Origin of the sequence: Colwellia sp. 75C3, from assembly GCF_002836255.1 — a bacterium.
Lineage (GTDB): Bacteria > Pseudomonadota > Gammaproteobacteria > Enterobacterales > Alteromonadaceae > Colwellia.
In genome coordinates this window covers 432,862-458,145 of record NZ_PJAU01000032.1, presented here as the reverse complement: position 1 = coordinate 458,145, position 25,284 = coordinate 432,862, and the positions used below count along the sequence as shown (strand labels likewise).

General features: G+C 37.3%; 22 protein-coding genes. 15 read left to right on the top strand and 7 right to left on the bottom strand.

The features are described 5' to 3' along the window. Positions 1–53 precede the first annotated feature (53 nt). Positions 54–737 (bottom strand): primosomal replication protein PriC, encoded by a 684-nt coding sequence (gene priC / locus CXF85_RS03865; protein ID WP_101227188.1) that lies wholly within the window; start codon positions 735–737, stop codon positions 54–56. Positions 738–1,393: 656 nt separating this feature from the next. On the opposite strand from priC, the gene CXF85_RS03860 reads away from it, so the two are divergent. Then, complete coding sequence (locus CXF85_RS03860; RefSeq protein WP_101227187.1) at positions 1,394–4,246, top strand: TonB-dependent receptor domain-containing protein; 2,853 nt, start codon at positions 1,394–1,396, stop codon at positions 4,244–4,246. Positions 4,247–4,476: 230 nt separating this feature from the next. Here CXF85_RS03860 and CXF85_RS03855 read toward each other — a convergent pair whose 3' ends face one another. Both CXF85_RS03855 and CXF85_RS03850 read right to left on the bottom strand, forming a co-directional pair. Beyond that, positions 4,477–5,430 (bottom strand): IS1595 family transposase, encoded by a 954-nt coding sequence (locus CXF85_RS03855; protein WP_101227186.1) that lies wholly within the window; start codon positions 5,428–5,430, stop codon positions 4,477–4,479. 388 nt (positions 5,431–5,818) lie between these two features. Beyond that, a complete protein-coding gene (locus CXF85_RS03850) occupies positions 5,819–6,874 on the bottom strand; it encodes a hypothetical protein (protein WP_101227185.1) in 1,056 nt (351 codons plus the stop codon). A 535-nt stretch (positions 6,875–7,409) separates the two neighbouring features. On the opposite strand from CXF85_RS03850, the gene CXF85_RS03845 reads away from it, so the two are divergent. The 13 genes from CXF85_RS03845 (at position 7,410) to CXF85_RS03785 (ending at position 18,434) form a co-directional block, all read left to right on the top strand. Beyond that, positions 7,410–8,189, top strand: coding sequence for a DUF3450 domain-containing protein (locus CXF85_RS03845; RefSeq protein ID WP_101227184.1), 780 nt, complete (start codon positions 7,410–7,412; stop codon positions 8,187–8,189). Beyond that, positions 8,189–9,538 (top strand): MotA/TolQ/ExbB proton channel family protein, encoded by a 1,350-nt coding sequence (locus tag CXF85_RS03840; RefSeq protein ID WP_101227183.1) that lies wholly within the window; start codon positions 8,189–8,191, stop codon positions 9,536–9,538. Before CXF85_RS03845 ends, CXF85_RS03840 begins: the two co-directional genes overlap by 1 nt. After that, a complete protein-coding gene (locus tag CXF85_RS03835) occupies positions 9,538–10,062 on the top strand; it encodes a MotA/TolQ/ExbB proton channel family protein (RefSeq protein ID WP_101227182.1) in 525 nt (174 codons plus the stop codon). The genes CXF85_RS03840 and CXF85_RS03835 overlap by 1 nt, the downstream gene beginning before the upstream one ends. A 12-nt stretch (positions 10,063–10,074) precedes the next feature. After that, positions 10,075–10,476, top strand: a complete 402-nt coding sequence (locus CXF85_RS03830) for an ExbD/TolR family protein (RefSeq protein WP_101227181.1) — start codon at positions 10,075–10,077, stop codon at positions 10,474–10,476. A gap of 3 nt (positions 10,477–10,479) precedes the next feature. Next, the gene (locus CXF85_RS03825) at positions 10,480–11,094 is read left to right on the top strand and encodes an energy transducer TonB (RefSeq protein WP_101227180.1); all 615 of its coding nucleotides are present in this window, start codon (positions 10,480–10,482) and stop codon (positions 11,092–11,094) included. Positions 11,095–11,096: 2 nt separating this feature from the next. After that, positions 11,097–12,404, top strand: coding sequence for a hypothetical protein (locus CXF85_RS03820; RefSeq protein WP_101227179.1), 1,308 nt, complete (start codon positions 11,097–11,099; stop codon positions 12,402–12,404). A gap of 337 nt (positions 12,405–12,741) precedes the next feature. Beyond that, positions 12,742–13,206: an HvfA family oxazolone/thioamide-modified RiPP metallophore gene (locus CXF85_RS03815; RefSeq protein ID WP_101227178.1), complete on the top strand. Its 465-nt coding sequence runs from the start codon at positions 12,742–12,744 to the stop codon at positions 13,204–13,206. 152 nt (positions 13,207–13,358) lie between these two features. Then, positions 13,359–13,838 carry an aminoacyl-tRNA deacylase gene (locus CXF85_RS03810; RefSeq protein WP_101227177.1) on the top strand — a complete coding sequence of 160 codons (480 nt, stop codon included), beginning with the start codon at positions 13,359–13,361 and terminating at the stop codon, positions 13,836–13,838. 67 nt (positions 13,839–13,905) lie between these two features. Then, positions 13,906–14,586: a DUF1456 family protein gene (locus CXF85_RS23370; protein WP_101227176.1), complete on the top strand. Its 681-nt coding sequence runs from the start codon at positions 13,906–13,908 to the stop codon at positions 14,584–14,586. Between the two features lie 150 nt (positions 14,587–14,736). Further along, positions 14,737–15,132, top strand: coding sequence for a response regulator (locus tag CXF85_RS03800; RefSeq protein WP_101227175.1), 396 nt, complete (start codon positions 14,737–14,739; stop codon positions 15,130–15,132). Between the two features lie 114 nt (positions 15,133–15,246). Continuing rightward, positions 15,247–15,792 carry an adenine phosphoribosyltransferase gene (gene apt / locus CXF85_RS03795; protein ID WP_101227174.1) on the top strand — a complete coding sequence of 182 codons (546 nt, stop codon included), beginning with the start codon at positions 15,247–15,249 and terminating at the stop codon, positions 15,790–15,792. Positions 15,793–15,820: 28 nt separating this feature from the next. Beyond that, complete coding sequence (gene dnaX / locus CXF85_RS03790; RefSeq protein ID WP_101227173.1) at positions 15,821–17,974, top strand: DNA polymerase III subunit gamma/tau; 2,154 nt, start codon at positions 15,821–15,823, stop codon at positions 17,972–17,974. Between the two features lie 130 nt (positions 17,975–18,104). Further along, positions 18,105–18,434: a YbaB/EbfC family nucleoid-associated protein gene (locus tag CXF85_RS03785; RefSeq protein WP_198555490.1), complete on the top strand. Its 330-nt coding sequence runs from the start codon at positions 18,105–18,107 to the stop codon at positions 18,432–18,434. An 85-nt stretch (positions 18,435–18,519) separates the two neighbouring features. Here CXF85_RS03785 and CXF85_RS03780 read toward each other — a convergent pair whose 3' ends face one another. The 4 genes from CXF85_RS03780 to CXF85_RS03765 all read right to left on the bottom strand — a co-directional run bounded on the left by CXF85_RS03780 (position 18,520) and on the right by CXF85_RS03765 (position 23,634). After that, positions 18,520–19,509, bottom strand: coding sequence for a glucokinase (locus tag CXF85_RS03780; RefSeq protein ID WP_101227171.1), 990 nt, complete (start codon positions 19,507–19,509; stop codon positions 18,520–18,522). Between the two features lie 58 nt (positions 19,510–19,567). After that, positions 19,568–20,569, bottom strand: a complete 1,002-nt coding sequence (locus CXF85_RS03775) for a LacI family DNA-binding transcriptional regulator (protein WP_101227170.1) — start codon at positions 20,567–20,569, stop codon at positions 19,568–19,570. A 164-nt stretch (positions 20,570–20,733) separates the two neighbouring features. Next, a complete protein-coding gene (locus CXF85_RS03770; protein WP_101227169.1) occupies positions 20,734–22,269 on the bottom strand; it encodes an MFS transporter in 1,536 nt (511 codons plus the stop codon). Positions 22,270–22,302: 33 nt separating this feature from the next. Continuing rightward, the gene (locus CXF85_RS03765) at positions 22,303–23,634 is read right to left on the bottom strand and encodes a GH1 family beta-glucosidase (RefSeq protein ID WP_101227168.1); all 1,332 of its coding nucleotides are present in this window, start codon (positions 23,632–23,634) and stop codon (positions 22,303–22,305) included. A 321-nt stretch (positions 23,635–23,955) separates the two neighbouring features. Here CXF85_RS03765 and CXF85_RS03760 point away from each other — a divergent pair, with 321 nt between their 5' ends. Then, complete coding sequence (locus CXF85_RS03760) at positions 23,956–25,227, top strand: sugar MFS transporter (protein WP_101227167.1); 1,272 nt, start codon at positions 23,956–23,958, stop codon at positions 25,225–25,227. Positions 25,228–25,284: the final 57 nt, after the last annotated feature.

The following is a 25,284-nucleotide window of genomic DNA, read 5'->3' as shown; positions in this document are numbered from 1 at the left end:
AGAGTAACCTGAGTTAAAACAAAATGCGAATTTATAAGCTGATGATTTTGTTGCTATCTGAGGTTACCTTTCTCTGCTTGCTCTATATTCCGCTCAATTGAAGATATAGCTTTTCGACACCTACCTAAGCGTTGATGTAAAGCAAGTACTTCCAGTGAAAGTTTATCTGTATTAGCACTCTTAGACCGAGTACGTTGCTGCTCACGCTCAGTGATCATCTCTATAAGCCTTCTTTCAAACTCGTGGTGTTCACTTAACTGTTGATAGAGTTGGTGGCTTGACAATAAAACTGATTTTGCCATTTTATTATAGGTATCATTTTGCTTTAATTGAGCTGCTTGGGCTGATTTAATTCTTACTTTTTTTCTAGCGTCAAAGCTTGCTTGGGCTGCTTGATGCATAGCAGGATTAGCTTGGATAGCATTCATTAAAGCAGTAATTTGCTGCTCTATGTGCAGAAGGGATGACTTGGCAAATTCAGCTTTATTAGCGTTGCTGCCACTTAGTCGATATAAACGAGAAAATTCGCTCAGCCGCTTTTTTACTTCGTCAACATATAAGGAAATTTTATCACTTTCAGTCGTAAATAAATGTCGTGAGAAAAGATCGTTATTTTCAATAAGGCGATGAGATTTATGTTTGCTGTTTAATTGGTCAGTTTTTTTTGCTTGTACACTTAAATGATCAATAAGGGTTGATAAACGGCTAATAGCAATTTCGTGTGGATTTTTTAGCATATATGAAGTGATGAAATGATGATGTTATAGGAATTGTAATCATACCGTAGTTCGTATCAAAGCAAAAATAGTATCAATATCGTAAGTAAATAGGCAAATATTGAAAGGTTTTAAATTTGTCATATATGGAAAAGTGTCCTTTTGTAATTAAAGATTTACAAATTGTGTCGTTGGTGTTGTATGTCTTTGTTTTTAATTGTGTTTATGTGTCCCGTTGTCTTTGGTTGTTTATTGTACAGTGTTGGTTGGTAAATTACCTGCGTGCTATATCTCATTGTATTTGTTTGATTTGTTTGTTTTGTTGCGTAAGTGTAAATGTGTCTATGATGTTTTTTTACAAAAAAAACTCAAAAAAATATAAAATTAAAATTCAAAGTTGTTTTTTGTTTTTTAAGTCTTTGTTATCAGGGTGTTATGGTTATTTATGTGTGTTGTTTTATCAAACCCAAAGTGTGTCTAAGTGTGTCAAAATGTTAAAGATATTACTATTTCGTTGCATTTGGTGTTGACGATTCCTGTTATTCCCGTTTACTATCTTAACCGACAGATCAGGTATAAGACTTGATAAAAGATTAACGAGGCAACATAGCCTTGGTCTTTTAAAATAAAAACAAACAAATAAACAACCAATCACCTATGTGATCCAGGGAGTAAACATGTATAACAATAGTAAAGTAGCTAAAGCCATTCGTGTAGCAATGATGTTCGGCGCAGGCGCTGCTGCAGCAATTTCAGCTCCAACTTTTGCCGCTGAAGAAGGCGTAGAAGAAGTTGAGCGCATCCAGGTAACTGGTTCTCGTTTAAAACGTACTGATATGGAATCGGCTAGCCCCATTACAGTTGTAACTGCCGAGCAATTGAAAGTGCAAGGTATTCAAGATGTAGGTCAATTCTTACAAAGCAGTGCTGTTATGTCTGGTTCGCCAGCTATGACGACAACTAACAATGGCGGTAATGGAGGTACTTTTGTTGAGCTTCGTGGGTTAGGTTCATCTCGTACCTTAGTACTTGTAAACGGTCGTCGTCAGGTAAGCTCTGATTTTCAAAGTATCCCTGCTTCAATGATACAACGTATTGAAATACTTAAAGATGGTGCTTCTGCAACTTATGGTGCAGATGCTGTTGCTGGTGTTGTTAACATCATAACTCGTCGTGATTTTGAAGGTGTCGAGTTTAACTTTCAACAATCAGGTTCTTTCAACGTAGGTGAGAACAATCAAACCAGTACAAGTTTAGTTATGGGTAAAGCATTTGACGGTGGTCATCTCGTATTTGGTGTTGATTATGTTAAGCAAGATGCCGTTTATCAAGGTGATGTTACTGATGTAGATTTCTTTAACCATCCATGGCAGGTATGGGGTCAAGAAGAAGAAGAAAACTTTGCAAAATATGGCATGGTTCCTCCAGGTAGCCCAAATGCTAGTGTTGAAAACTTTGGTAGTGGCTCGGTTCCTTGTGGCCAGTTCTACATGGAAAGTCGCCCTAATCAAATAAATAACACTTGTGATGGCGGAATCGCATCATTAGCAGATATGCGTGACTTTGTTAACCCTGATGATACTTATAATTATGCCCCTGTTAACTATTTACAAACACCGTATGAAAAATTAAACTTTTTCGTAGAAGGTAGTTTTGAGCTTAACGATAACGTAGCTTTCTACACAGAAACACGTCTGAATCACCGTACTTCTCGACAAGAATTAGCTGCGGTTCCATATGATACTCGATATGATCCAGCTTACAAAGGTACTTTACCTGATGGTAGTGCCTTTAATGGTGTTTCAAAAGATAACTTTTATAACCCGTTTGGTGAAGATGTTACACGTTCACGTCGCCGTATGTTAGAAGGCGGTCGTAGTTTTGAGCAAGATATTACACGTATCCAACAAGTTATTGGTATGGAAGGTCAGATTGGTGACAATTGGTCATACGACTTAAACTATAACTATGGTTATAGTCAAACAGCTAGTACTGATTTTGGCCAGCTTTTTGGTCCCAACTTAGCTAAAGCTATGGGGCCATCGTTCAAAAATGATGATGGTGATATTGTTTGTGGTACTGCTGAAGCACCAATTGCTGGTTGTGTTTCTATGAACGTATTTGGTGGTCCAGGTTCAGTTAGTAAAGAGATGCTTGAGTATGTTACTGCACCATTAGTTGATGCAAGTAACTATACATTACAAACGTTGACTGGTTTTATTGGCGGTGACGTATTTGAATTACCAGCGGGTGCTATTGCTGGCGGTATTGGTTTTGAATATCGTAAAGAAGAACTTGAGCAGCAAGTTGACTCAGGTAAATTCATGGGTGAGGTTACGGGTAATAAGTCAAAAGGTGTTAGTGGTGACTTCGATGTAATTAGTCTATTTACGGAAATTCGTATTCCGGTACTATCTGATTTACCAGGTGTGGAAAGTTTAGAAATCCCAATTGGTGTTCGTTACGATGATTTTAGCAACTTTGGTAGCTCCACTACTTATCAATTAGGTCTTGAATGGAACGTAATGGATGGTCTTCTTGTACGAGGTACTTACGGTACTGTATTTAGAGCGCCAAGCATCAATTCACTATTTAGCCCTATGAGTGATTCATTCCCATCAGCTGTCGATCCATGTAACTCAACTGCTTGGGGAAATCTAACAAGTACACAACAGGGTAACTGTATGGCCGACGGTGTGCCAAGCGGCGGTTCAGCTAACTTAGATGGACAGCAACTTGCACAAGTAGGTGGTAACCCAGATCTTCAACCTGAAGAAGGTGATACATTTACCGTTGGTCTTGCATATTCTCCTGAGTTTATTGACGGTCTAGGTATGACTCTAGATTACTGGTCAATTGAACTTGAGAAAGTACATGATAGTATTGGTGCATCTGATTCACTTCAAGGTTGTTACTTAGGTGGTGTTGCGGGACTTTGTGAAAACATTGAACGTACTAATGGTGAACTTAGTCTTATCAGTGCACAAACTCAAAACTTAAGTGCTATGACTGCTAAAGGTATCGATTTTGAAGCAAGTTATAACTTTGAAGCACTAGGTGGTGATTTCCACTCTATTTTATCTTGGACTCACTTCTTAGAGCGTGAAAATCAAGTATATAACGGTAATGATTTCGTATTCGAAATGCAAGATCTTACCGGTGAATTCGAAAATGATACTAGCTATGCAGCGGATAAAATTAACTTTACTCTAGCTTATAGCATTGATGACTTGACGATTTCATATGTTATGAATTATATCGGTGATATGACATACGATGAGTTAACTTACGATGTATACTGGAGAGAAGCTGATGCTCCAGATTATGTTTATGACATTGAAGCTATGTTTTACCATGATATTTCTGCTTCTTATACTTTAGATACTGGTACAACGTTTGCTGCTGGTGTAACTAACTTAACAGATGAGAAACCACCGTATATTGAGACTGGTGCAAATGGTAATACTGATGAAAGTAACTACCGCTTATTCGGTCGTAGTTGGTTTTTACGCTTCACTCAAAAATTCTAAGCCGAATTGTTGAGGTAAGCTAAACTACCGTTTAACTTTATTGAACGTATTAAAAGGTAATTGTCTCGGCAATTACCTTTTTTATTGCAAGCTAGTTAAAACCTTTTAAGTTAACAATAGCTATTAGCCCTTTTTTATTAATGGTATATTTAATACGTATTTAAGCTGTTTAGGGCCTTAAAATATTTTTAATTATTCTACTATTTACAGGTAAATAGCCTTAAATAAGGCTATGTCTGAATTAGCTGTTGCGGTTTTCGTCTAACAGCTTCAAAGAATAAAATATCAGGTCTTATCGCTTGGTAGCGCTCTAATACTCTTCTCCACCCTAAGTAATTAGCCAAATACTTAGTTGCTACTCCATGAAACCTTCTCATCCACTCTTTTAGTCTGCTATCAAAAGCATTGACGTTTTGAATATGAAATGCACCGCGTGCTCTGGGTCCTTTGCTCGGAATAACTTCATGTTTTATCCCTGTCGCTTTACAAAAAGAGCTGTATACCGCAGCTCCGTCTGTGCAAAGAACTGAGTCTTTATCGACGAGAGGTGCCAAAACCGCTTTGACATGCGCGGCATCAACTTTTTCTAAAATCACTGTAACGGTAGATTTATGACGATCTCTTACGACTAATACAGGAATTTGATCATCACTGGTTCCTCTTGTTTTCCCTACACCACCACGTTTTCTTGCTGGACGTGATAAATGACGTTGCCCTTTAAAGGATTCTAAAAAGAAAGTTTCATCGGCTTCAACTATTCCTTCTTCATGTAAAGCTTGGTGTGACTTTATCATGGTCAAAAACCGATGACGCCAAAGGAAAGCGGTATTCTTATCAATATTACATAATACCGCAGCCTTCCTAATACTCAGACCATCAATGAGAGCTTGAGCGTAAACCAACCATTTGTCGGGTTGACGAAGTCTAGCAAGGGGCGTTTTAGTTAACGGGTTAGATGTTTTAAGACAAGCTGCACATCGATAACGCGGCAACCCGTGACTTGAGCCCCAAGGTTTTAATTGCGTACCGAGGCAGTGAGGACACTTCTGTAATGTGAACTGTGTTGTTAATACTTCCTCAGTTGATGTCTCGCTTTTTGCGAGAGCCTGATGAAGTCGCTGTCGTTGGCTAGGGGATAATAAAATAAGAGTCTGTAAAATAGGCGTAAATTGTTGTTCATTCATGAGTGACACCTTGGAAGTTGTTCACACATAAATTAAGTATGGCACTTTCACAACAACTTACTCAGACATAGCCTTAAATAAGGTAAGCTGTTAGTTAATAGTAGTAGCTGTTTCTTATCTGATTTATCTAGATTGTAGCTCTGCTCTAGCGTTTAATTGGTATCGACCTTAAACAGCAAGGGCGGTACATTGAAACTCATACATAGAAAGATCTGCATATAATGGGTAATAGCCATAACAGCTTATTTAAATAACAGATTGCTTTTAAATTAGTCCTACAGTAATAAAGAAAGGACAACAAATATTGATGAGCAGGAGATTGCTCAGACGATACTTGCTGTAGCTTGCCAGAGTGAAGTGTATGAATGTTTACTAGCTCTATTGCATATTAAAATACGCGAGGAACTTTTGCTAGATAATCTTCAATTTGGCTAACATCAAAGTACATTTTACTCCATTGTAATGCTTCATTAATCTCATGTTTATTTTTTCTTGCAAGCTCTTGATCTTCTTGTTTTTTTTCTTTTGCAGTGTAAGAGCTACTACTCTTGGAATGCTTGCCCATAATTGAATCCAACCTGTTCCTTTGGTCACTGGGCAAATCACCATAGTTGAAGAATTTACATAAATTACTAATAGCATCTTGAGGGCGAGCTAAGAATTCTTCTGCATTAATAAAAAGGCATCGTTGTAAATACTGCTTACTCCATTGTTGCTCAATTAACTTAAACTGGCTGTACCAAATAACAATGCAGGCTTGTAGTAATGGCAGTTTTTCGATCTCTTCTAAAGTTAAATTTGGGTGTCCACCAGTATCTCGAGTAAATATTTTTGCCAACAAGGGCATCTTACTCTGCGTCTCAGATGTTTTCTTTATATTTGATATAAGAAAGTCATTTAGGGAGCTGTAAATCATTACCGCACGAGAGTTAATGGATTGAGACATGAGCTCATCGACAATATTGTTTGCCAGATTCGTCGGTTTAATGACAATTCTTTGCTCACCGTAAGATTTTCTTAGTAGATGATAAATTGTATAACTCAATATTTTCCAGTCTTTGTCATTAAGCTCATTGGTCATATTATTTCGTCGTTTTAGATCGGCTAATCGACGTAATATCCACGGTTCTTTGGCGACAAAAACATCAGGTAAAAAATCAAAGCAGCGGGCGAGTAACGTAGAGCAACAGAAGCTAGTATGAAATATAAAGCAGGGAGACGCACGTGGTACATCATTTTTTTGTAGCGCATTGAATAGGGGCATTATTTCTGAAATATAATTGTTTCCCGAGGCATGAATGATTCTTTCATCCAAAAAAGTGCTATCAGAGTAGGTTAATTCTGTTACCTCCTTAAATAAAAGTTTCATTGATGGTGTTTCTAAATCGTAAACCAAAAAGTCAGGAGATGAGATTAATTTATCTATTGTTATTTTGCTGTCCATCAATAGCTCCAAGTAGCCTAAATAAAGAGGATAATGTTATCACGAATAATAAGTTAGGTTAAATAATCAACACTATAAAATAGATCTATTTAGTTTTAATCTGTCTTGGCTGTATCTTAGGAAATACTAAATAGAGGTACTTTAATTCGTTTTATTGAGGATTTAGTACTAAAAAATTTGACTTACTACGAAGATGTTAGTAAAACATACTTCTACAAAATTTTTGTCCCTTAAATTAGGATTTTTAATTCATCTAGATTTAAGTAATTTTGTAAATATGAAAATATATTTTTTTATTAGTCTATTGCTTGTTGTAATTCAATAACTCTTACGTTGTCGAAATTACATCTTAAGATAGCTTAATAAAAAAACACATAACATCGTCTTTTAAAGTCTCACCTTGACAGGGAAGCTGTCATTTGGGATTATTGATAAGTTGTATTCATAAAAAGTTACATTTAAAAAACGACAGACTTTTATATTTGCGGTAACAAATATTTTGTTATCAAAATTAAAATAGCAATGGTTGGGAACTATGTCCAAAGTAAGTAAGAAAAGCCTCATCGCCACCGCGATAGTTGGCGTACTAGCACTAGCAGGTAGTAATATCGCTGCTGCTGATGCATTAACAGACCTTCAAAACACTGAAGCGAAAATCTTCAAGCAATCAAAAAAATCACAAGTTAAAATCAATAGCATTTACGAACAAACTCAAGATCTTCTTGGTGAGTATCGTAATACTGTTGATGAAGCTGACGTATTACGTGGTTATAACGATCATGTTCAACGTATGGTTGATGATCAAAAAGCTAATGTTGTTTCATTACAAAAGCAAATTGATAGCATTGATGAAATCAAACAAGGCCTTGTACCATTAATGTACAAGATGATAGATACCCTTGAAACATTCGTTAAGTTAGATGTTCCGATGAACATTGAGCGCCGTCAAGAACGTGTTGCTAACCTACGTGACGTAATGAACGATTCAAATGTAACAACATCTGAACAATTTCGTTTAATACTTGAAGCGTATGAGATTGAATCAAGTTACGGTACCATTTTTGATGCTTACCAAGGCGAGATTGATTTAGGCGGTCGTACACTTACTGCTGATTTCGTACACATGGGGCGTATTGCTTTGGTTGCACAATCACTTGATGCTAAGCATTCTTGGTTATGGAACAACGATACACGCGCATGGGAAGAGTTAGGTGATGAGTATTTAAAACCTATTACAGATGCTATTCGTATGGCACGTAAGCAACTTCCAGCAGACCTAACTAAATTACCAGTATTTGCAGCAGGAGCAAAATAATGAAAAAACTTATTAATTTTGTATTGCTAGCAGCGTCTATGACGACTGGTTTTGTAGCAACGACTCAAGCGAATCAATTAGATGATTTACTTAAGCAAGTAAAAGCTGACCGTGTATCAGAAGCTAAACTTGACAAAAAACGTGAAGCTGAATTTTTATCTGCTCGCGCTGATAAAAGTGCTTTACTAACTAAAGCGACAAAAGAATTAGCAAACCAAAACGCTCGTAACAAACGTTTAACTAAAGAATATGCTGCTAATGAAATTACTTTAGCACAGAAATCTGTTGAATTAGATAATGCGACGGGTACTTTAGGTGAAATGTTCGGTGTTTCTCGTGCAGCAGCAGCTAGTGCCTTTGGTCAAATTAGTACTTCACTAGTAAGTGCTGAGTTTCCTAATCGTGGTGAAACGCTTAACCGCATCGCTAACGCAAAAGAAATCCCAAGTATTTCTGATTTAGAAGAGTTATGGTTTGCTTTACAAACTGAAATGACTGAATCAGGTAAAATCTCACAGTTTAGTGTTGATGTTACTAACCTAGATGGTACTAAATCTACTGAAACGATTACTCGTATTGGTACATTTAACCTAGTATCTGCTAACGGTTACTTAACTTACAACGATGAAGTGGGTCAAGTTCAACCTTTACCTAAGCAACCAGATGGTTATATCAGTGGAACTGCATCTGATTTCTTTGGTCTTAACTCAGGTTATAGCGCTGTTTACCTAGATCCTTCTCAGGGTGGTATTCTATCTTTAGAAACACGTAAGAAGACTGTTGAACAATTCTTCCACGAAGGTAAAGAAGTTGGTTATGCCATTACGGTATTATTCATTATTGGTTGTATCATTGCACTTGAACGTTTAATCGTTTTAGGCGGCATGAGCTCTAAAATTAAAGCTCAAGAGAAAAATCTTGATAAGCCAAATGAAAACAACCCTCTAGGTCGTTTACTTAAAGTATTCTACGATAACCAATCAGTAGATGCTGAAACGTTAGAACTAAAACTTGATGAAGCTATTCTTCGTGAAACGCCAAAAGTTGACCGTGGTGTTAACCTAATCAAAATGTTTGCTGCTATTGCCCCACTAATGGGTCTATTAGGTACAGTAATCGGTATGATTATGACTTTCCAAACAATCATGTTGTTTGGTACCGGTGACCCGAAAATTATGGCGGGTAACATCTCTCTTGCACTTGTAACTACTGCATTAGGTTTGATCTGTGCATTACCACTTATCTTAATCCACTCAATTGTTGCTGGTAAAAGTAAGTCTGTATTACAAAAATTAGACGAGCAAAGCGCTGGTTTAATTGCTGCTATCGCAGAGAAGGGGTCTAAATAATGTTATTCCTGATAGAGCTTTGGGAATCTGTCAGGGGTTTTATTGCGACAGGTGGTAACGTACTTTATGTTGTTGCCTTCGCACTCTTATTGATGTGGGTTCTAATGATAAATCGCTATTGGTTTTTATCAACAACCTACCCAACTATGAGAGATGATATCATCGCTCGTTGGGATGCACGCCAAGATACTACATCTTGGTATGCACATCGAATTAGAGAGACTTGGATCTCCGAAGCAGACGAGTTACTTGAAAAGCATATGATAACCATTAGAACATTAGTGGCAATGTGTCCTCTTATCGGCTTACTGGGAACAGTAACAGGTATGATCGGCGTATTTGAAGTTATGGCTGAACAAGGTACTGGTAATCCGCGTCTAATGGCCTCTGGTATATCGCAAGCAACTATTCCGACTATGGCCGGTATGGTAGCTGCATTATCCGGTGTGTTTTTTAGTTCAAGATTAGACGCTAAAGTTAAACTAGCAAAGGCTAAACTGGTTGACAGTTTACCTCACCACTAGAGAGATATTTTCATGGCACGTAAACGTATTCGTGAAGACGAAGAAGCAGTGATTGATATGACACCGATGCTTGACATCGTCTTTATCATGCTGATCTTCTTCATCGTAACCACTTCATTTGTAAAAGAAGCTGGTATTGAAGTAAATAAACCTAAAGCGGCTAATCAATCTAAGCAAAAAAATGCCAATATCTTTGTTGCAATAAAAGATAATGGTGAAATTTGGTTAGATAAAGGTCGAGTTGATATTGAACGTGTTGGCGCAAGAATTGAAAAATTACTTGCTGAACAACCTACCGATGTTGTAATCATTCAAGCTGACAAAGATGCCAAACACGGTATCGTTGTTAAAGTAATGGATGCAATTAAAGAGGCTGGTATAGATCGTATTTCTATCGCGGCTGCGAAGGGGTAATATATGGTTCGCTTTTTAGTATCAATACTACTAGGCGCTGTAGTAACCTTTGGCTTATTTGCTTTTATGGCTTTTCTTGTTTCTAGCGGTGATAGAAATAAAGAAGAGCAACTAGAGAATATTATCGTAGAAGTAAATACTACGCCGCCAAAGTCTGCAGCAGAACAGCGTCGACGAGTACCGCCGCCGCCGCCTCCGCCACCCAAAGCGCCGCCTAAGCAGCAAGCGCCAGAGCCTGAATCTAGCAACAATACTGGAGGATTAAACTTCAATATGCCGGGTGTTCAAATGTCTGGTGCATCAACGGGCTTGAGTGCTCCTGGTGCTGGTATGGGACGTGACGGCGATGCGACACCAATAGTTCGTATCGAGCCTAAGTACCCAATACAGGCAGCTCGAGATGGTAAAGAAGGTTATGTTATTCTTTCTTTCTCTATCAACAAAATTGGTGGTGTTGAGGATGTTAAAGTTATAGAAGCTAAACCTAAGCGTGTGTTTGATAAAGAAGCAAAACGCGCACTTAGAAAGTGGAAATACAAGCCGAAAGTTGTTGAAGGTCAAACCCTGATACAAACAGGTTTAACAGTTCAACTTGACTTCAAAATGGGAGGCGATTAATTATGTTTAATAAATTAGTGTTTAAAAACTTAAAACTTAAAAAATTATCAACTTCTCTTGTTGTTGTTGCCTCGTTACTTGTTGCGCAAGCTCCTTTTGCAAATTATGCCGAAGCAGCTGGTGCCGAACAGGCTGAAAAAAAGAAACGTCCTACGCAACTAGTTGGTCCTCGTGTTGGTAAAAAGGTCCAGAAAGCTTTTGAGCTTTATAGTGGTGATGATGAGACACCTTCTGACTTAAAAGGTGCTCTTGCTGTATTATTGGACATCGATGCATCTAAAGCCTACGACCAAGCCTATGTGGCTCGCATGATTGCTATTATGTATGCGCAATTAGGTGACAATGAGCAAAAGACTATTGATTATCTTAAAAAAGCTATTGAACCTGATTTGCTTAATGAAGGTGATCAAAGTGAGTCTTTAAAGTTATTGGGTGACATGCAAATGATGACCAAAGACTATAAAGGCGCGCTGAAAGCTTATGCTGACTGGATGGATTTTTCCGGAAAGAGTGATGGTCAAACTTATATCAAAATTGGGCAAGCGTATTACTCGTTAAAACAATTAGATAAAGTTATTGAACCAGCGGATAAAGCTATTGCAGCTTTTGGCGATAAGCCAAATCAAAACCCATACGTCTTAAAACTTACTTCTTACTATGAACGTAAGATGTATAAAGAAGCTGTTAAGGTTTTAGAAACTGTAATTCAAATTTTCCCTGAAAATAAGCAGTGGTGGACACAATTACCATCGTTTTATTTATTAGATGAGAATTATGAAAAAGCAACGCAAACACTTGATCTAGCTTATAAACTGGGTCACTTGAATAAAGAAAGCCAAATTAAGATGTTAGCCAATTTATACTCTCAAAGTGAAGCGCCTTATAAAGCCGCTATGCTATTAGAGAAACATATTGCTTCCGGTCTAGTTAAGCGTGACGATAAAAATATCGCCACTTTAGCGAATGCTTGGCACTCTGCACAACATATTGATAAAGCAGCAAGTTATTATGGTGAGTTAGCCAAAATGACAACAAATGCCAAGCATTATCGTAAGCAAGGTATGTTGTTAAAACAAGATGAGCAATTTGCGAAAGCTGTTGTTGCTTTGAATAAAGCGATTGAACTTGGTGCTTCTAATCAAGGCCGAATTCATATGAGTATTGCTGAATCGTACTTCTATCTAGAAAAGTACAAGAAAGCATTCGCGGCTATTCAAAAAGCAATGAAAGATCCTAGTACGCGTAGATCTGCCAAGGGTTGGAAAAGCTTTATTGTTGATACGGCTAAAAGAAAAAACGTTACTATTTAATGTAAGCTGATTTAGCTAATTTAATTATGTAATAAAAAACCAGCATGCCTTTTAAAGGGATGCTGGTTTTTTTTGTCTAAATTTCGGATTGTTGAAATTTTTATTACCCATTGCAGGTCTATGTTTAATGATATATAACTAAATCTCTATAACACCTATAAAAGTAAGTTTCTCTGTCTCAATGAGAATTAAAAGGCTTATAAGTCAAGTGTTAGTGAAGGCAATGGAACTTCCATAACGACACTAATAACGTAGATTATAAGCCTTTTGAGCTCACTTTTATGAGTGTTTATAATGAGATGATTTTAATAATAAGCATAAACAAAGGAAATACATCATGAATATAGTTAAGAAATCAACAATCGCTGCGGTAATGAGCTTACTCGCTTTTAGCCTTTTCACTAGTAATATAGCTAAAGCAGAATCGAATCCTTTTGCATCGAATGAATTAGTTACTATTGTATCTGACCATGCAGATGGAAAATGTGGCGAAGGTAAAATGAAAGACGCCAAAAAAGGTAAGTGTGGTGAAGGAAAATGTGGCGAAGGCAAAATGAAAGACGCCAAAAAAGGTAAGTGCGGAGAAGGGAAATGTGGCGAAGGTAAAATGAAAGACGCCAAAAAAGGTAAATGCGGAGAAGGGAAATGTGGCGAAGGCAAAATGAAGGCTGCTAAAAAAGGTAAATGTGGTGAAGGAAAATGCGGCGAAGGCAAAATGAAAGCTGCTAAAAAAGGTAAGTGCGGCGAAGGTAAATGTGGTGAAGGTAAGTCGAAAGAAAAGAGCAAGAAATGTGGTGGTTAGTAGGCTAATTTTCTTTAGATAGTGAACAATAAACGGGCTAATGCCCGTTTTTTATTATAAAAAAAGCGACTTTAACTTTCTCAAACCCTCTATTAAGTAAATTGATATAAAGGACTATACTTAATTAAGCTAAAAAATAGTCAGAGGTTTATATGAACGCTTCAACTAGACTTACTCGATACCTTAATGAAAAGAATATTCCATACCAAGCAGTTGAACACTTCCACAGCAATAGTTCAGTTGGTACAGCAATAACCGCTAGTATCTCATTAAAACAAATTGCCAAAGCTGTTTTACTGAAAAACCATGAAGATAAAAAGTTGATGGCCATATTGCCAGCTAGTGATAAGTTAAGCCTATCAGTAGTGAATGATAAGCTGCATGGTAGCTTTAAATTAATAAAAGAACGTGAGCTATACCAACTATTTTCAGATTGTAATCAGGGGGCAATACCCCCAGCACCGGTTGCATATCATCTAACAATGATTTGTGAAAAAAAGCTAGATCGACTTTCAAAGGTTTATCTCGAATCCGGTGATCATGAAACTTTGTTATGCGTGACTCAAGATGATTTTAAAACGTTAATGACATCAGGTAAACATCTCCATTTTAGCCATGAAGTATTTCACTAACATATATGTAAGCAAATTGTCTTAGCGTGTATAATAGCTATATTGTACTTATGGATTGGATATTACCGTGAATAATAATGATGTTTTACGCAAGTTGCGTTATACCTTTAATTTTAATGATAAACAAATGGTAGCGATCTTTGCTTCGGCAGGTGAAATCGTTAGCCGTGAGCAAGTCAGTGCCTGGCTGAAAAAAGACGACGATAGTGACTTCGTCTCCTTATTTGATACCAAATTAGCTTTGTTTTTAAATGGTTTCATAAATGAAAAACGTGGTAAAAAACCTGGTCCTCTAGCAATACCAGAAAAGCGTTTAACAAATAATATCATTTTGACAAAGCTAAAAATTGCACTAAACCTACAAGCTGAACAAATAATTTCATTATTAGAAGAAGTTGATTTTAGAATCAGTAAGCCTGAATTGAGTGCTTTTTCACGTAAAGTTGATCACCAACACTATCGTGAATGTAAAGATCAAGTATTACGGAATCTTTTGCACGCAATTGATAAAACTTACCATGTTGAAAGAACGGGTAAAATAGTTAATCCTTCTACTTCTAATTCAAAAGTATCTAGCACTAATTCTAAACCGAGTAATGACAAAAAGGTCTATGCTAAGAAAAAAGCAACTAAACCTGAACCTTCATCACCATGGGTTGAAGGCGCGAGACCTAATGCCAGTAATGTCTATGTTAATCCAAATAGCACTACGGCACCCAAACGCCAACGTCTAAAACTATCAAAGTAACTTATATTGGCACGGAAATTATACATTAGTGCTATGTTCTCGTTACATTAAAATTATTATGTTTAGTAATTGATCTAAGAAAACCCTATATACTCAAATAATTATAGGGTAAGATCCGCTCAAATTAGCTCTTAGTATTAAAAATTTTATATGAATATATTAGTTGTTGATGATAATAAAGCTGTTCAAGAAAAGCTTGCAGCGCTTATCATTTCACAAGGACACAATGTAGATTTAGCCATTAACGGTTTAGATGCATTAGGAAAAGCTCAACAAGGAAACTATCAGCTATTTGTCATCGATCATTTAATGCCGTTGATGAATGGTGTACAGCTAACGAAAAACCTTAAAGGTAATCAACTATCTTCACAAGTTCCTGTGATCTTTATGACCACACAAGGAATTCATACACTGAAAAACTTAGTGGAGTTCAGCCTTTTCGACAAGGTAATTGATAAGCCGATTAACGAAGCGGACTTCCTTACAATTCTGTCTGAATTTACCTCTGCTGTTTTTGAGGATGAAACACTTCAAGTTATTGCATAATATTGGTATAAGCTACCTTTTATCCCTATAAAAGTGACCTGAATTGCTTTATGCTTTGATTATCTATTTATTAATATAATAGAAAACCATCTCAAGGTTTTCTTATTCGAAATCATGAATAATACACAACAGCAGCAACTGGTTAATGCAATACAAACGATTCCAGATTATCCAGTTAAAGGCGTCATGTTCCGTGATGTCACCAGCCTATTAGAAGACGCACAAGCTTTTGCTTTAACGATTGAGTTATTAGCCGAGACTTATAGAAATAAAGGTTTTACCAAAGTAGTTGGCACAGAAGCTCGTGGCTTCATTTTTGGTGCACCTTTAGCGTTAGCCTTAAATATCGGCTTTATTCCTGTAAGAAAACCAGGAAAACTACCTAGAGATACTTACGCCCAAGCTTATCAATTAGAATATGGTGAAGATGTTTTAGAGATTCATCAAGATTCATTAACCTCTGAAGATAAAGTTCTAATTATTGATGATTTATTAGCAACGGGTGGCACCATTGAGGCGACAACGAAATTAATCCGTCGTTTAGGTGCGCAAGTACAAGATGCTGGTTTTGTTATTTCTTTGCCTGATTTAGGCGGAGAAAAGCGTCTAGCTGCACTAAATATTACGCCTTATTCATTAATTCAATACCAAGGCGAATAGTTTATCCAAGGATCTAAAGTAATTTAATATGAGTTATCAAGTTTTAGCAAGAAAATGGCGTCCAAAGAACTTCCAACAATTGATGGGACAAGAGCATGTCGTCACGGTTCTTGCGAATGCCTTATCTCAAAAGCGTCTACATCATGCTTATCTTTTTACCGGTACGCGTGGTGTTGGTAAAACCACTATTGCCCGAATTTTCGCCAAGAGTTTAAATTGTGAGATTGGTATAACAGATAAACCTTGCGGCGTATGTGATGCCTGTATAGATATCGACCAAGGACGTTTCGTTGATCTACTCGAAATCGATGCAGCCTCTAAAACGAAAGTTGATGATACTCGTGAAATTCTTGATAATGTTCAATACGCGCCAAGTAGAGGTCGATTTAAAGTTTATCTGATAGATGAGGTCCATATGCTATCTCGTCATAGCTTTAATGCCTTACTTAAAACCCTTGAAGAGCCACCAGAGCACGTTAAATTTATTTTAGCGACTACAGATCCACAAAAATTACCTATTACCGTATTATCACGCTGTTTACAGTTTCATTTAAAAGCTCTGACCGTAAAACAGATTGAAGAAAAACTTGTAGATATTTTATCTCAAGAGCAAGTAAGCCACGAGCAAGGCTGCTTAACTTTGTTAGCTAAAGCAGCTCGCGGTAGTATGCGAGATTCACTGAGTTTAACTGACCAAGCTATTGCTCAGGGGCAAGGAAATATTAGCTTAACTAATATTCAGCAGATGCTCGGTGGTATAGATCAAAACTGGGTTTACCAGGTGGTGATTGCTCTACTAAAGCAAGACAGCCAAGCGCTAATGGCTTTATCTCAAGAAATAGCCTCTTATGCACCAAGTTATAGCCGATTATTTGCCGAATTAATTCAGTTGTTTCATCAAATAGCCTTGATGAAAATAGTTGAACAGCATTTTGATTTACCTGCGGACTTATTAGTTTTATTAAAAAAATTCAGTAAAGCTATGTCTGCTGAAGATGTTCAACTTTATTATCAAATAAGCCTCAATGGTCGAAAAGATTTACCTTACGCTTTTGATGAGCAAGCAGCTTTTGATATGACCTTATTGCGATTGTTTGCTTTTAAACCCATGCAAAAATCTCAGCTTGTTAATCAGTCTGTAGGTAATAGTGAACAGACTAATGTCGTTAGCTTCGATGAAGTCAATTTTAGTAAACCGGCAGAAGTAACTTCAAGTAATGAAGTTCTAGATACAGCGCCAGTTGAAGAGCTCGTTAGCACAATAGTTTCAGATACTAATGCTGAAGTTGAAGTGATTACTCCTAATGCGCCTGTTACTATGGATGATACTCAACAAACAGAGTTAAATGAGCAAATGCTTGCCATTGAGCAACAAGCAGCGGAACTAAACCTTAGTAATACTGAGCCGTTAAACCAAGCTCCAACAGCGCAAACTACTGCTTCGAATGTTGTGACTGCAGAACATCTACCATCGGTCAAAAGTGATACGGTACAGCAAATAAAACCTCCCCTTGTGTCAAATGAACAAGCAGGGCAACTTAGTAGCCATAGTCCTGTAGCCTCAGTACTAGCAACCCGAAATATGTTGCGCAGTCGAAAGAAAGAGTTGGAGAAGCAAACAAAAAAGCCCCGTGACGCAGCTCTGCGTCAACCTGATAAGGCCGAAAGTAGTAAAGATAGTGCTAACTCCTCAGTTGAAACGCAAGTGGCACCACCTGAGCCCTTGGTTATGGCACCTGAGCCGGTAGTACCATTTCACCAAGATAATATTGATCCTACTAAAATTATCAAAGCTAATCAGGTAGATAAATGGGCGCATATGATTGACTCTATGCAACTTACTGCACGTATTAGGCAACTAGCGATACATGCAACAATTAGTGAAGAGTCCACCGATGATAACTTGATACTTCAGTTAAATCAGGCAACTCGACATTTATATACAGAAGTAGCTCAACAATTATTGCAGGATTCTATTTGTGAGTTCTTATCAAAACAGATCACAGTTACGCTTAATATTGTTGATGAAACTGTCGCAGACCCTTATCAAATTCAAGGTCAAATAAATGATAAGCGTCTTGTGTATGCCAAAACACTAATAAAAGAAGATGCTATTGTGATTGCATTACAAGAAACTTTCCAAGCAAATTTGGATGAAGATACTATTTCACCACGCCAGTAGCAAAATAGTTTGTAACAGCTTTACCCTCAGTAGAATAATTGCCATGAGTTAATGTTCAAAGTTTGGTTACTTTAGGGTAAAATGACAGAATAATTTAAAAAATAGTTAACCTAATAATATTGGAGAAAAGATTATGATGAAAGGCGGAATGGGCAACTTAATGAAACAAGCCCAACAAATGCAAGCAAAGATGGCTAAAGCGCAAGAAGAATTAGCTGATATGGAAGTTGTTGGTGAAGCTGGTGCAGGTATGGTGAAAGTAACGATGACAGGTAGTCATAGTGTTCGTCGTGTTGAGCTTGATGAAAGCTTAATGAGTGATGACAAAGACATGATTGAAGATTTACTTGCTGCAGCGGTAAATGATGCTGTACGTCGTGTTGAAGAGCAAAATAAAGATAAAATGGGTGCACTTACTGGCGGTATGCAATTACCACCAGGGATGAAAATGCCGTTTTAAGCTACTTTAAAAAAAGTACTTAATAATAAAAAGCTCAAGATATTCTTGAGCTTTTTTTTTGTGTAACGCTTTTTGTAGTTAGCTATTAGCAAATCTGATTAAGGTAAGCTGCAGCACCCATTAAGCCTGGTTGGCTTTCTGTTATAATATAAGTGGGTGTTTGTTTGTTTATATGAGACATACGACCTTTAGTTTCAAATCTTTCCCTAAACTCACTGTTTTTCACATACTCGATAAATCTCGGCACTATGCCACCAGCGATATATACTCCACCAAGTGACCCCGTAGTTAGTGCTAAATTACCGGCAAAACTACCTAAAACTTTACAGAACTGTGACAGTGCTTGTTGGCATATAGGACACGTTCCAGCTATTGCTTGAGTACTAATATCTTTCGCGGATAATTTAGTTAACTCAGTGTTAGTGCTTGTTTCGGTATTGATAACAACTAAAGCTTGGTATATTTGTTCTAAACCATAACCAGAAAGCAGTTGCTCATAAGAAAGACGTTTTTTAGTCATTTTTAACTGTTGAAATATTTTTACATCGAGTTCATCAACAGGTGCAAAATCAGTATGACCACCTTCGCCACCCAAACAGTGCCAGTGATTGTTAATGTTAACTAAATTAGCAACGCCAAGACCAGTGCCCGGTCCACATACCGCAATAGGTTGTTTATCTACAGTTTCTCCTTGGCCAATCTTTACCTTTTGCTGATCATTTAGCAGTGGAATGGCCATGGCAATGGCTGTGTAATCATTTATTAGCGTTAAGCTATTTAATTTTAGCTCTTCTTTAAGCTGCTTTTGTGAAAACTTCCATGGTAAGTTTGTCATTGATATTGAGTCAGTATCTACAGGACAAGCTATGGCTAAACAAGCATTAACCTTGGCATTAAGTAACGATTTCTCCTTCAAATAGTGATGAATTACATGACTTAAATGTGGGAAATCTTGGCACTGATAGGTTTCAATTTCGTTGATATTATTGTTCTTATCAGTGATTGCTAACCTGATATTAGTGCCACCAATATCAGCCACTAAATTAACTATTTGAGTATCTTGTGAGTTCATCATCATCTTCTCTATTACTTATCGTTCAATGGGAATATATTAAATTTGACTAGCCGTTGCGTTAGGTTTTGCCAATAACAGAATCTCTGGTTATCAGTGTTGGTTCAAAAGAATGGGTAATGGCTATATCCTTTTGTTGGTAATTATTTTTTAGCACTAACTTTGCCGCCATATGGCCCATTAAATTTACCGGGTTGTCTATGGTGGTTAATTTAGGGTAGGTATGTTTCGCAAAAATAATATTATCAAAGCCTATTATTGATAGATCATTTGGCAAGGAGAATCCATGTTCTCTAGCATAAGTTATAGCACCAGAAGCCATTTCATCATTGGCACAAACTAAGGCACTGTAAGCCTGTTTATTTTTGATAAAGTGCTTTAAACCATCACTGCCGCCAGTTTCTGTAAAGTCACCTTCGAAATATAGCCCGTCATTAAAAGCAATGTTATTTTCTGCTAGAGCACGTTTATGACCCGCTAAACGATCTTTTGCATCGCCTTTAAATTGTGGTCCGGCAATATAAGCAATATTTGAGTGTCCTTGTTCTATAACTGACTGGGTGGCTAGAAAGCCACCTAATTCATTATTTAGACTAATACAATTATCACTAATTTCTTCAACGTAACGACTCATTAAATAAATAGGTGTGCTGCCTTTACATAGCTCAATAAGATATTCATCACTTACCGCTTCAACGTGTAAGATAATAGCATCGCAATTTCGACTAATTAGAAACTCAATACCATCCTTTTCTTTATCTTCTTCACTGTGACCAGTGGTTATAATGACATGTTTACCCGCAGCTCTTAATTCAGACTCAATGCCTGCCATCATTTGACCAAAGAAAGCACCATGTAGTTCAGAGACTAATATACCAACACTATTACTTCTGTTAGAAGCAAGGGATTGCGCAATAGAGTTAGGACGATAACCAAGCTCAGCCATTGCGTCCAAAACCTTTTGGCGTGTTTTATCGCTAACGCGTGAATTTTTATTTATCACACGAGAAACGGTTGCTAATGAAACCCCTGCCAGTGTTGAAACTTCGTATATTGTCGCCATGTTATTCCTAAGTAGAGCAATCTAGTTGTAAAAATATATTGAATTGTAACCGCAAAATTCTAGCATGTTTTACCAATAGATTAACTAGAAGCCGTGTTAATTCTGCTTGATAGATAATCTATTAAACATACCGATGTATGTTTAACTTAATGCAGCCAATACACTTAAACGCTGACTAAATTAGCTCTACGTTGTATCAGTTCATCACCAATTTGTTGGTTTTCTTTGCTTGTTAATGGGTAGAAAATCATTAATGCCGCACCTGCAAAAGCAAAGGCTGCCGGTATCCAACTCATCAGTAATTGCATGCCGGGTAGTGATGCTTCTACCGTCGCTTTGTCCATGCCATCGTAGCCATAACCAGCAAGCACAACCAATACCAATGCTCCGGCAAAGCCACCGCCCGTTTTTTGAACAAATGTGCCTGCAGAATAAATAAGTCCCGTAGCGCGACGACCATTTTTCCATTCAGAGTAATCTGCAGAATCACCTAACATGGTAAAGAATAATGTTGGCATCATAGCGGCAAAAAATTCAGCACTACAACCTAATATGAAAATAGCCTGGATGTTGCCTTTAGGTACCCAATAGAAGCAAGCCGTAAGTAAGCCACTGAGAATAAGTGAAACAATAAATAGCTTACGTTTCCCTAATTTACTTGATAGGTACCCAGTTGCTAAAGCACCTAAAATTGATACCACTAATAAAGCAATGAAGTATTTCCCTGCCATGAGTTCATCGCCTACTTGGTATTTAAAGTAATAGGCAATAGTGCCGTACTTTATACCGTTAAACATCATGGTTAAAAAGCCCATACCAAGTAATATTAACCAAGGTTTATTTGTCAGTAAGTCAACCATGTCACGTTGTGTACCACTCATGTCATCAGGAGATTTTTTGATTAACCCTTTAATAAGTACCCACATAGATGCCATGACCACAATAAAAAATAGGCCACTATAAATGTCGCGATAATAGAAGAATAAAGTAACCGACAGTAACGGTAAAATAATAAACGGTAAGTTCTTAAGTAAATCACCCAACTCTGCTTTTAAACTTGTTGATTCGTCTATTTCGGGGATAATACGCTCTTTGGTACTGGCAAAAGTAATAACCATTAAAACAATTAAAATAGCAGCAAATAAGTACATGGAATATTGATAACCCATGGCATCATTGCCATCACCAAAATAGGCGACTAAATCAGGTAAAAATCCCATCACTAACAAACCACCAGCAAAGGCACCTGCGAAACGGAAACCAGATAAACTGGTACGTTCGGTATCGCTTGGTGTCATTACACCCATCAAAGCCGAATAGGGCACGTTATTAAGTGTATAGGCAAGAGTTAAACCAATATAAGTGACATAAGCGTAAATAAGCTTGCCGGTATAACTTAAATCAGGGGTGGTAAAAGCTAACACCATAAAGAGCGCTAAAAAGGGAGTTGACCATAATATCCAAGGGCGAAATTTCCCCCATCGCGTATTGGTCCTGTCAGCTATCATTCCCATGATGATATCAGTGACGCCATCGGATAAACGAACGACTAAAAAAAGCATGGCAGCAGCGGCAGCAGTTAAACCAAATGTATCGGTATAAAATACAGCTAAGTAAGCTAGAGCGCCACGCCACACAAGGTTTGCGGCGGCATCGCCCATTGCATAACCTACTTTTTCATAAAACGGTAATTTAGTCATTTTGGTTCCAATCGCTTAGATTAATACTAATTTTTATCTATTGGTTATTAATGCTTTATAAGCAAGTCCACTGGCTTTAATCGTTCTTACTTGGGTATCATAATCAACATAAACGATACCAAAGCGTTTTAAGTAACCTTCTGCCCATTCAAAATTGTCCATTAAACTCCAAGCAAAATAACCATTCACTTGTACACCTTGCACAATTGCATCATTAACTGCATTCAGGTGGTTGTGGTAATAATCTATACGATCTAAATCATTAACAACACCATCAACCAGTTTATCAGCCATTGCGGCACCATTTTCGGTGATATAAATGGGAGGAAGTATATACTTGTCATTGAGTGATACTAATAACTCAGTAAACGCTTTTGGATAAATCTCCCAGCCAATATCGGTACGTGGCGCAGGAGGATCAATTTGCAAAAAGTGTTCATCGACATCGGCACGGTAAATGGCTCGGGTATAAAAATTCACCCCTAAAAAATCAATGTGATGTGAAATGATAGCCATATCACCTTCAAGAATTTCGGGATGATTTTCTTTAGGAAGTTCAGCCATTATTTCAGGATAATCACCGTCAAATAAAGGTTTAATATACCACTGGTTGAAATAATCATCGGCAAATGAAGTTGCTTTTATATCGGCTTCTGAATCAGACTCTGGGTAGCAAGGAGTAAAGTTGAGCACGATACCATTTTGGCTACTGGGGCTGTTCTTTGCTAATACTTGCATTGCTAAACCATGGGCAAGTAATAAATGATGTGCGGCTTTCTTGCCAAACTCTTTACCAACAATGCCCGGTGCATGAACACCTGCTTCGTAACCTAAAAAGGCACTACAAAAAGGTTCATTTAGTGTTGCATAGGCATAAACCCTATCACCAAAAGCTTTTGAAATGAGGCCTGCATAGTGTTGAAATTTATAAGCTGTTTCTCTATTTAACCAGCCACCTTTATCTTCAAGGTGTTGAGGTAAGTCCCAATGATAAAGGGTGACAAACGCTTTAATATCCTTAGATTTCAATGTATCTAAAATATTTAGATAATAATCAACACCAGCCTGATTTAACTCACCAGATTCGGTTATTACACGTGGCCATGAAATAGATAATCGATAAGCATCAACCCCCAATGAATCAATTAGCTCAACGTCGTCTTGCCACAGATTAAAATGATCACACGCCACTTCACCATTTGAGCCATCAATAATTTTATTGGGTGTATTACAAAAAGTATCCCAAATGCATGGAAGTCTTGCGTCTTTGCCACCCTCAATTTGAAATGAAGCTGTTGCTACACCATAGATGAAATCTTTTGATAACATTTTAGATTGGGCGGGTAGAGTAAGTTTGACAGTCATGAATGAGTTACCTATTTCTGTAAGCCAAGTTAACTTGGCGATTATCTGTATTTTATTTTTATGTAGCGTTTATAAAAAGGTTGATAAAAGTATCTGGATGTTCTTTAATGTAACCATGTAAGCGCTTACATTTAGGTTAGAGCTTTCTATGACTTAGGTCAACCACTTTCACTTAGTTTTAAATTAAATATAATTAAGTTATTGAAAGTTAGTGTTTAATTAGTCATGGAGAAGTGTTTTCTAATTAATTTAGTCGTCAGTTTCTTGCTCAGACTATATTGCGTAAATAACTAATAATAAATAAACTTTAAGAGGTAAATCATGTCAATGCAGTCAAATTCAGGTACTTTCGAACAAGTGGGTGAGATGCAACCAGCTAATAATTATACGTTTGCATTAACGTCACTAACGTCATTATTTTTTATGTGGGGCTTCATTACTTGTTTAAACGACATTTTAATTCCGCACTTAAAAGGTGTGTTTAATTTATCTTATGCTCAAGCCATGTTAGTACAGTTTTGTTTCTTTGGTGCCTATTTCATCGTGTCACTACCTGCAGGCGCACTTGTTAAAAAATTAGGCTATCAAAAAGGAATTGTCTTGGGGTTAGTAATAGCTGCCACAGGTTGTTTATGCTTTTATCCTGCAGCAAGTATGCACAGCTACCCTGTATTTTTGATGGCATTATTTATTCTTGCCAGTGGCATTACCTTACTACAAGTATCCGCTAACCCTTATGTTAGTTTGCTGGGTGATGCAAAAACAGCTTCATCTCGTTTAACCATGACACAAGCTTTTAATGCATTGGGTACAACCGTAGCACCATTCTTTGGTGCTTATTTGATCTTAAATGAAGCTGCGGGTGCTATTTCTGAACAAGCATCTGCAGAATCTGTACAAATGCCTTACGTTTTACTTGCGGCTATGTTGTTAGGACTTGCTGCCGTTTTTGCTTGGTTAAAATTACCTAACTTATCTGTATCTGATGATAGTGCTGAAGAAAAAAACGTTACGGAAATTGAAGGCAGTGCATGGCAATATCGCCATTTGGTTTTAGGCGCAGTGGGGATTTTTGTTTATGTTGGTGCTGAAGTATCAATTGGTAGTTTGTTAGTTAGCTTTTTAGCTGAACCTACTATTGCCGGGTTAGAAGAATCTAAAGCTGCAAAATATATCGCTTATTATTTTGGTGGCGCTATGGTCGGTCGTTTTATTGGCGCGGCTGTTATGCAAAAAATTGCAGGCGGTAAAGCGTTATTGTTCAACGCGAGTGTCGCTATTGTATTAATTTTAACCGCTGTATTCACTTCAGGTACGGTTGCTATGGTAGCCATTTTATTAGTTGGTTTATGTAATTCAATTATGTTTCCAACGATATTTAGTTTAGCGATTAACGGCCTTGGTAAACATACCAGTCAAGGCTCAGGCATTTTATGTTTAGCTATTGTTGGTGGCGCCATTATCCCACTTATGCAAGGGTTTTTAGTGGATAGTGTTGGTATACAACCTGCACTTTTATTACCTATTGTTTGTTATGTTTTTATTGCTTATTACGGGCTTTCAGGCAGCAAAGTAAAATCGACAGCCAAATAACTGCGGGTTATCAGAAGTACCCTCGTTAATATTTATAAGAAGTTAACAGTAAAAAGT

What these genes read in the sequence shown, in the direction of transcription:
- CXF85_RS03800 (WP_101227175.1), top strand. Translation starts at nt 14,737, where the DNA reads ATGAATATATTAGTTGTTGATGATAATAAAGCTGTTCAAGAAAAGCTT.
- dnaX (WP_101227173.1), top strand. Translation starts at nt 15,821, where the DNA reads ATGAGTTATCAAGTTTTAGCAAGAAAATGGCGTCCAAAGAACTTCCAA.
- CXF85_RS03860 (WP_101227187.1), top strand. Translation starts at nt 1,394, where the DNA reads ATGTATAACAATAGTAAAGTAGCTAAAGCCATTCGTGTAGCAATGATG.
- CXF85_RS03775 (WP_101227170.1), bottom strand. Translation starts at nt 20,569, where the DNA reads ATGGCGACAATATACGAAGTTTCAACACTGGCAGGGGTTTCATTAGCA.
- CXF85_RS03815 (WP_101227178.1), top strand. Translation starts at nt 12,742, where the DNA reads ATGAATATAGTTAAGAAATCAACAATCGCTGCGGTAATGAGCTTACTC.
- priC (WP_101227188.1), bottom strand. Translation starts at nt 737, where the DNA reads ATGCTAAAAAATCCACACGAAATTGCTATTAGCCGTTTATCAACCCTT.
- CXF85_RS03825 (WP_101227180.1), top strand. Translation starts at nt 10,480, where the DNA reads ATGGTTCGCTTTTTAGTATCAATACTACTAGGCGCTGTAGTAACCTTT.
- CXF85_RS03850 (WP_101227185.1), bottom strand. Translation starts at nt 6,874, where the DNA reads ATGGACAGCAAAATAACAATAGATAAATTAATCTCATCTCCTGACTTT.
- CXF85_RS03845 (WP_101227184.1), top strand. Translation starts at nt 7,410, where the DNA reads ATGTCCAAAGTAAGTAAGAAAAGCCTCATCGCCACCGCGATAGTTGGC.
- CXF85_RS03770 (WP_101227169.1), bottom strand. Translation starts at nt 22,269, where the DNA reads ATGACTAAATTACCGTTTTATGAAAAAGTAGGTTATGCAATGGGCGAT.
- CXF85_RS03765 (WP_101227168.1), bottom strand. Translation starts at nt 23,634, where the DNA reads ATGACTGTCAAACTTACTCTACCCGCCCAATCTAAAATGTTATCAAAA.
- CXF85_RS03780 (WP_101227171.1), bottom strand. Translation starts at nt 19,509, where the DNA reads ATGATGAACTCACAAGATACTCAAATAGTTAATTTAGTGGCTGATATT.
- apt (WP_101227174.1), top strand. Translation starts at nt 15,247, where the DNA reads ATGAATAATACACAACAGCAGCAACTGGTTAATGCAATACAAACGATT.
- CXF85_RS03840 (WP_101227183.1), top strand. Translation starts at nt 8,189, where the DNA reads ATGAAAAAACTTATTAATTTTGTATTGCTAGCAGCGTCTATGACGACT.
- CXF85_RS03855 (WP_101227186.1), bottom strand. Translation starts at nt 5,430, where the DNA reads ATGAATGAACAACAATTTACGCCTATTTTACAGACTCTTATTTTATTA.
- CXF85_RS03830 (WP_101227181.1), top strand. Translation starts at nt 10,075, where the DNA reads ATGGCACGTAAACGTATTCGTGAAGACGAAGAAGCAGTGATTGATATG.
- CXF85_RS03835 (WP_101227182.1), top strand. Translation starts at nt 9,538, where the DNA reads ATGTTATTCCTGATAGAGCTTTGGGAATCTGTCAGGGGTTTTATTGCG.
- CXF85_RS03820 (WP_101227179.1), top strand. Translation starts at nt 11,097, where the DNA reads ATGTTTAATAAATTAGTGTTTAAAAACTTAAAACTTAAAAAATTATCA.
- CXF85_RS03760 (WP_101227167.1), top strand. Translation starts at nt 23,956, where the DNA reads ATGTCAATGCAGTCAAATTCAGGTACTTTCGAACAAGTGGGTGAGATG.
- CXF85_RS03810 (WP_101227177.1), top strand. Translation starts at nt 13,359, where the DNA reads ATGAACGCTTCAACTAGACTTACTCGATACCTTAATGAAAAGAATATT.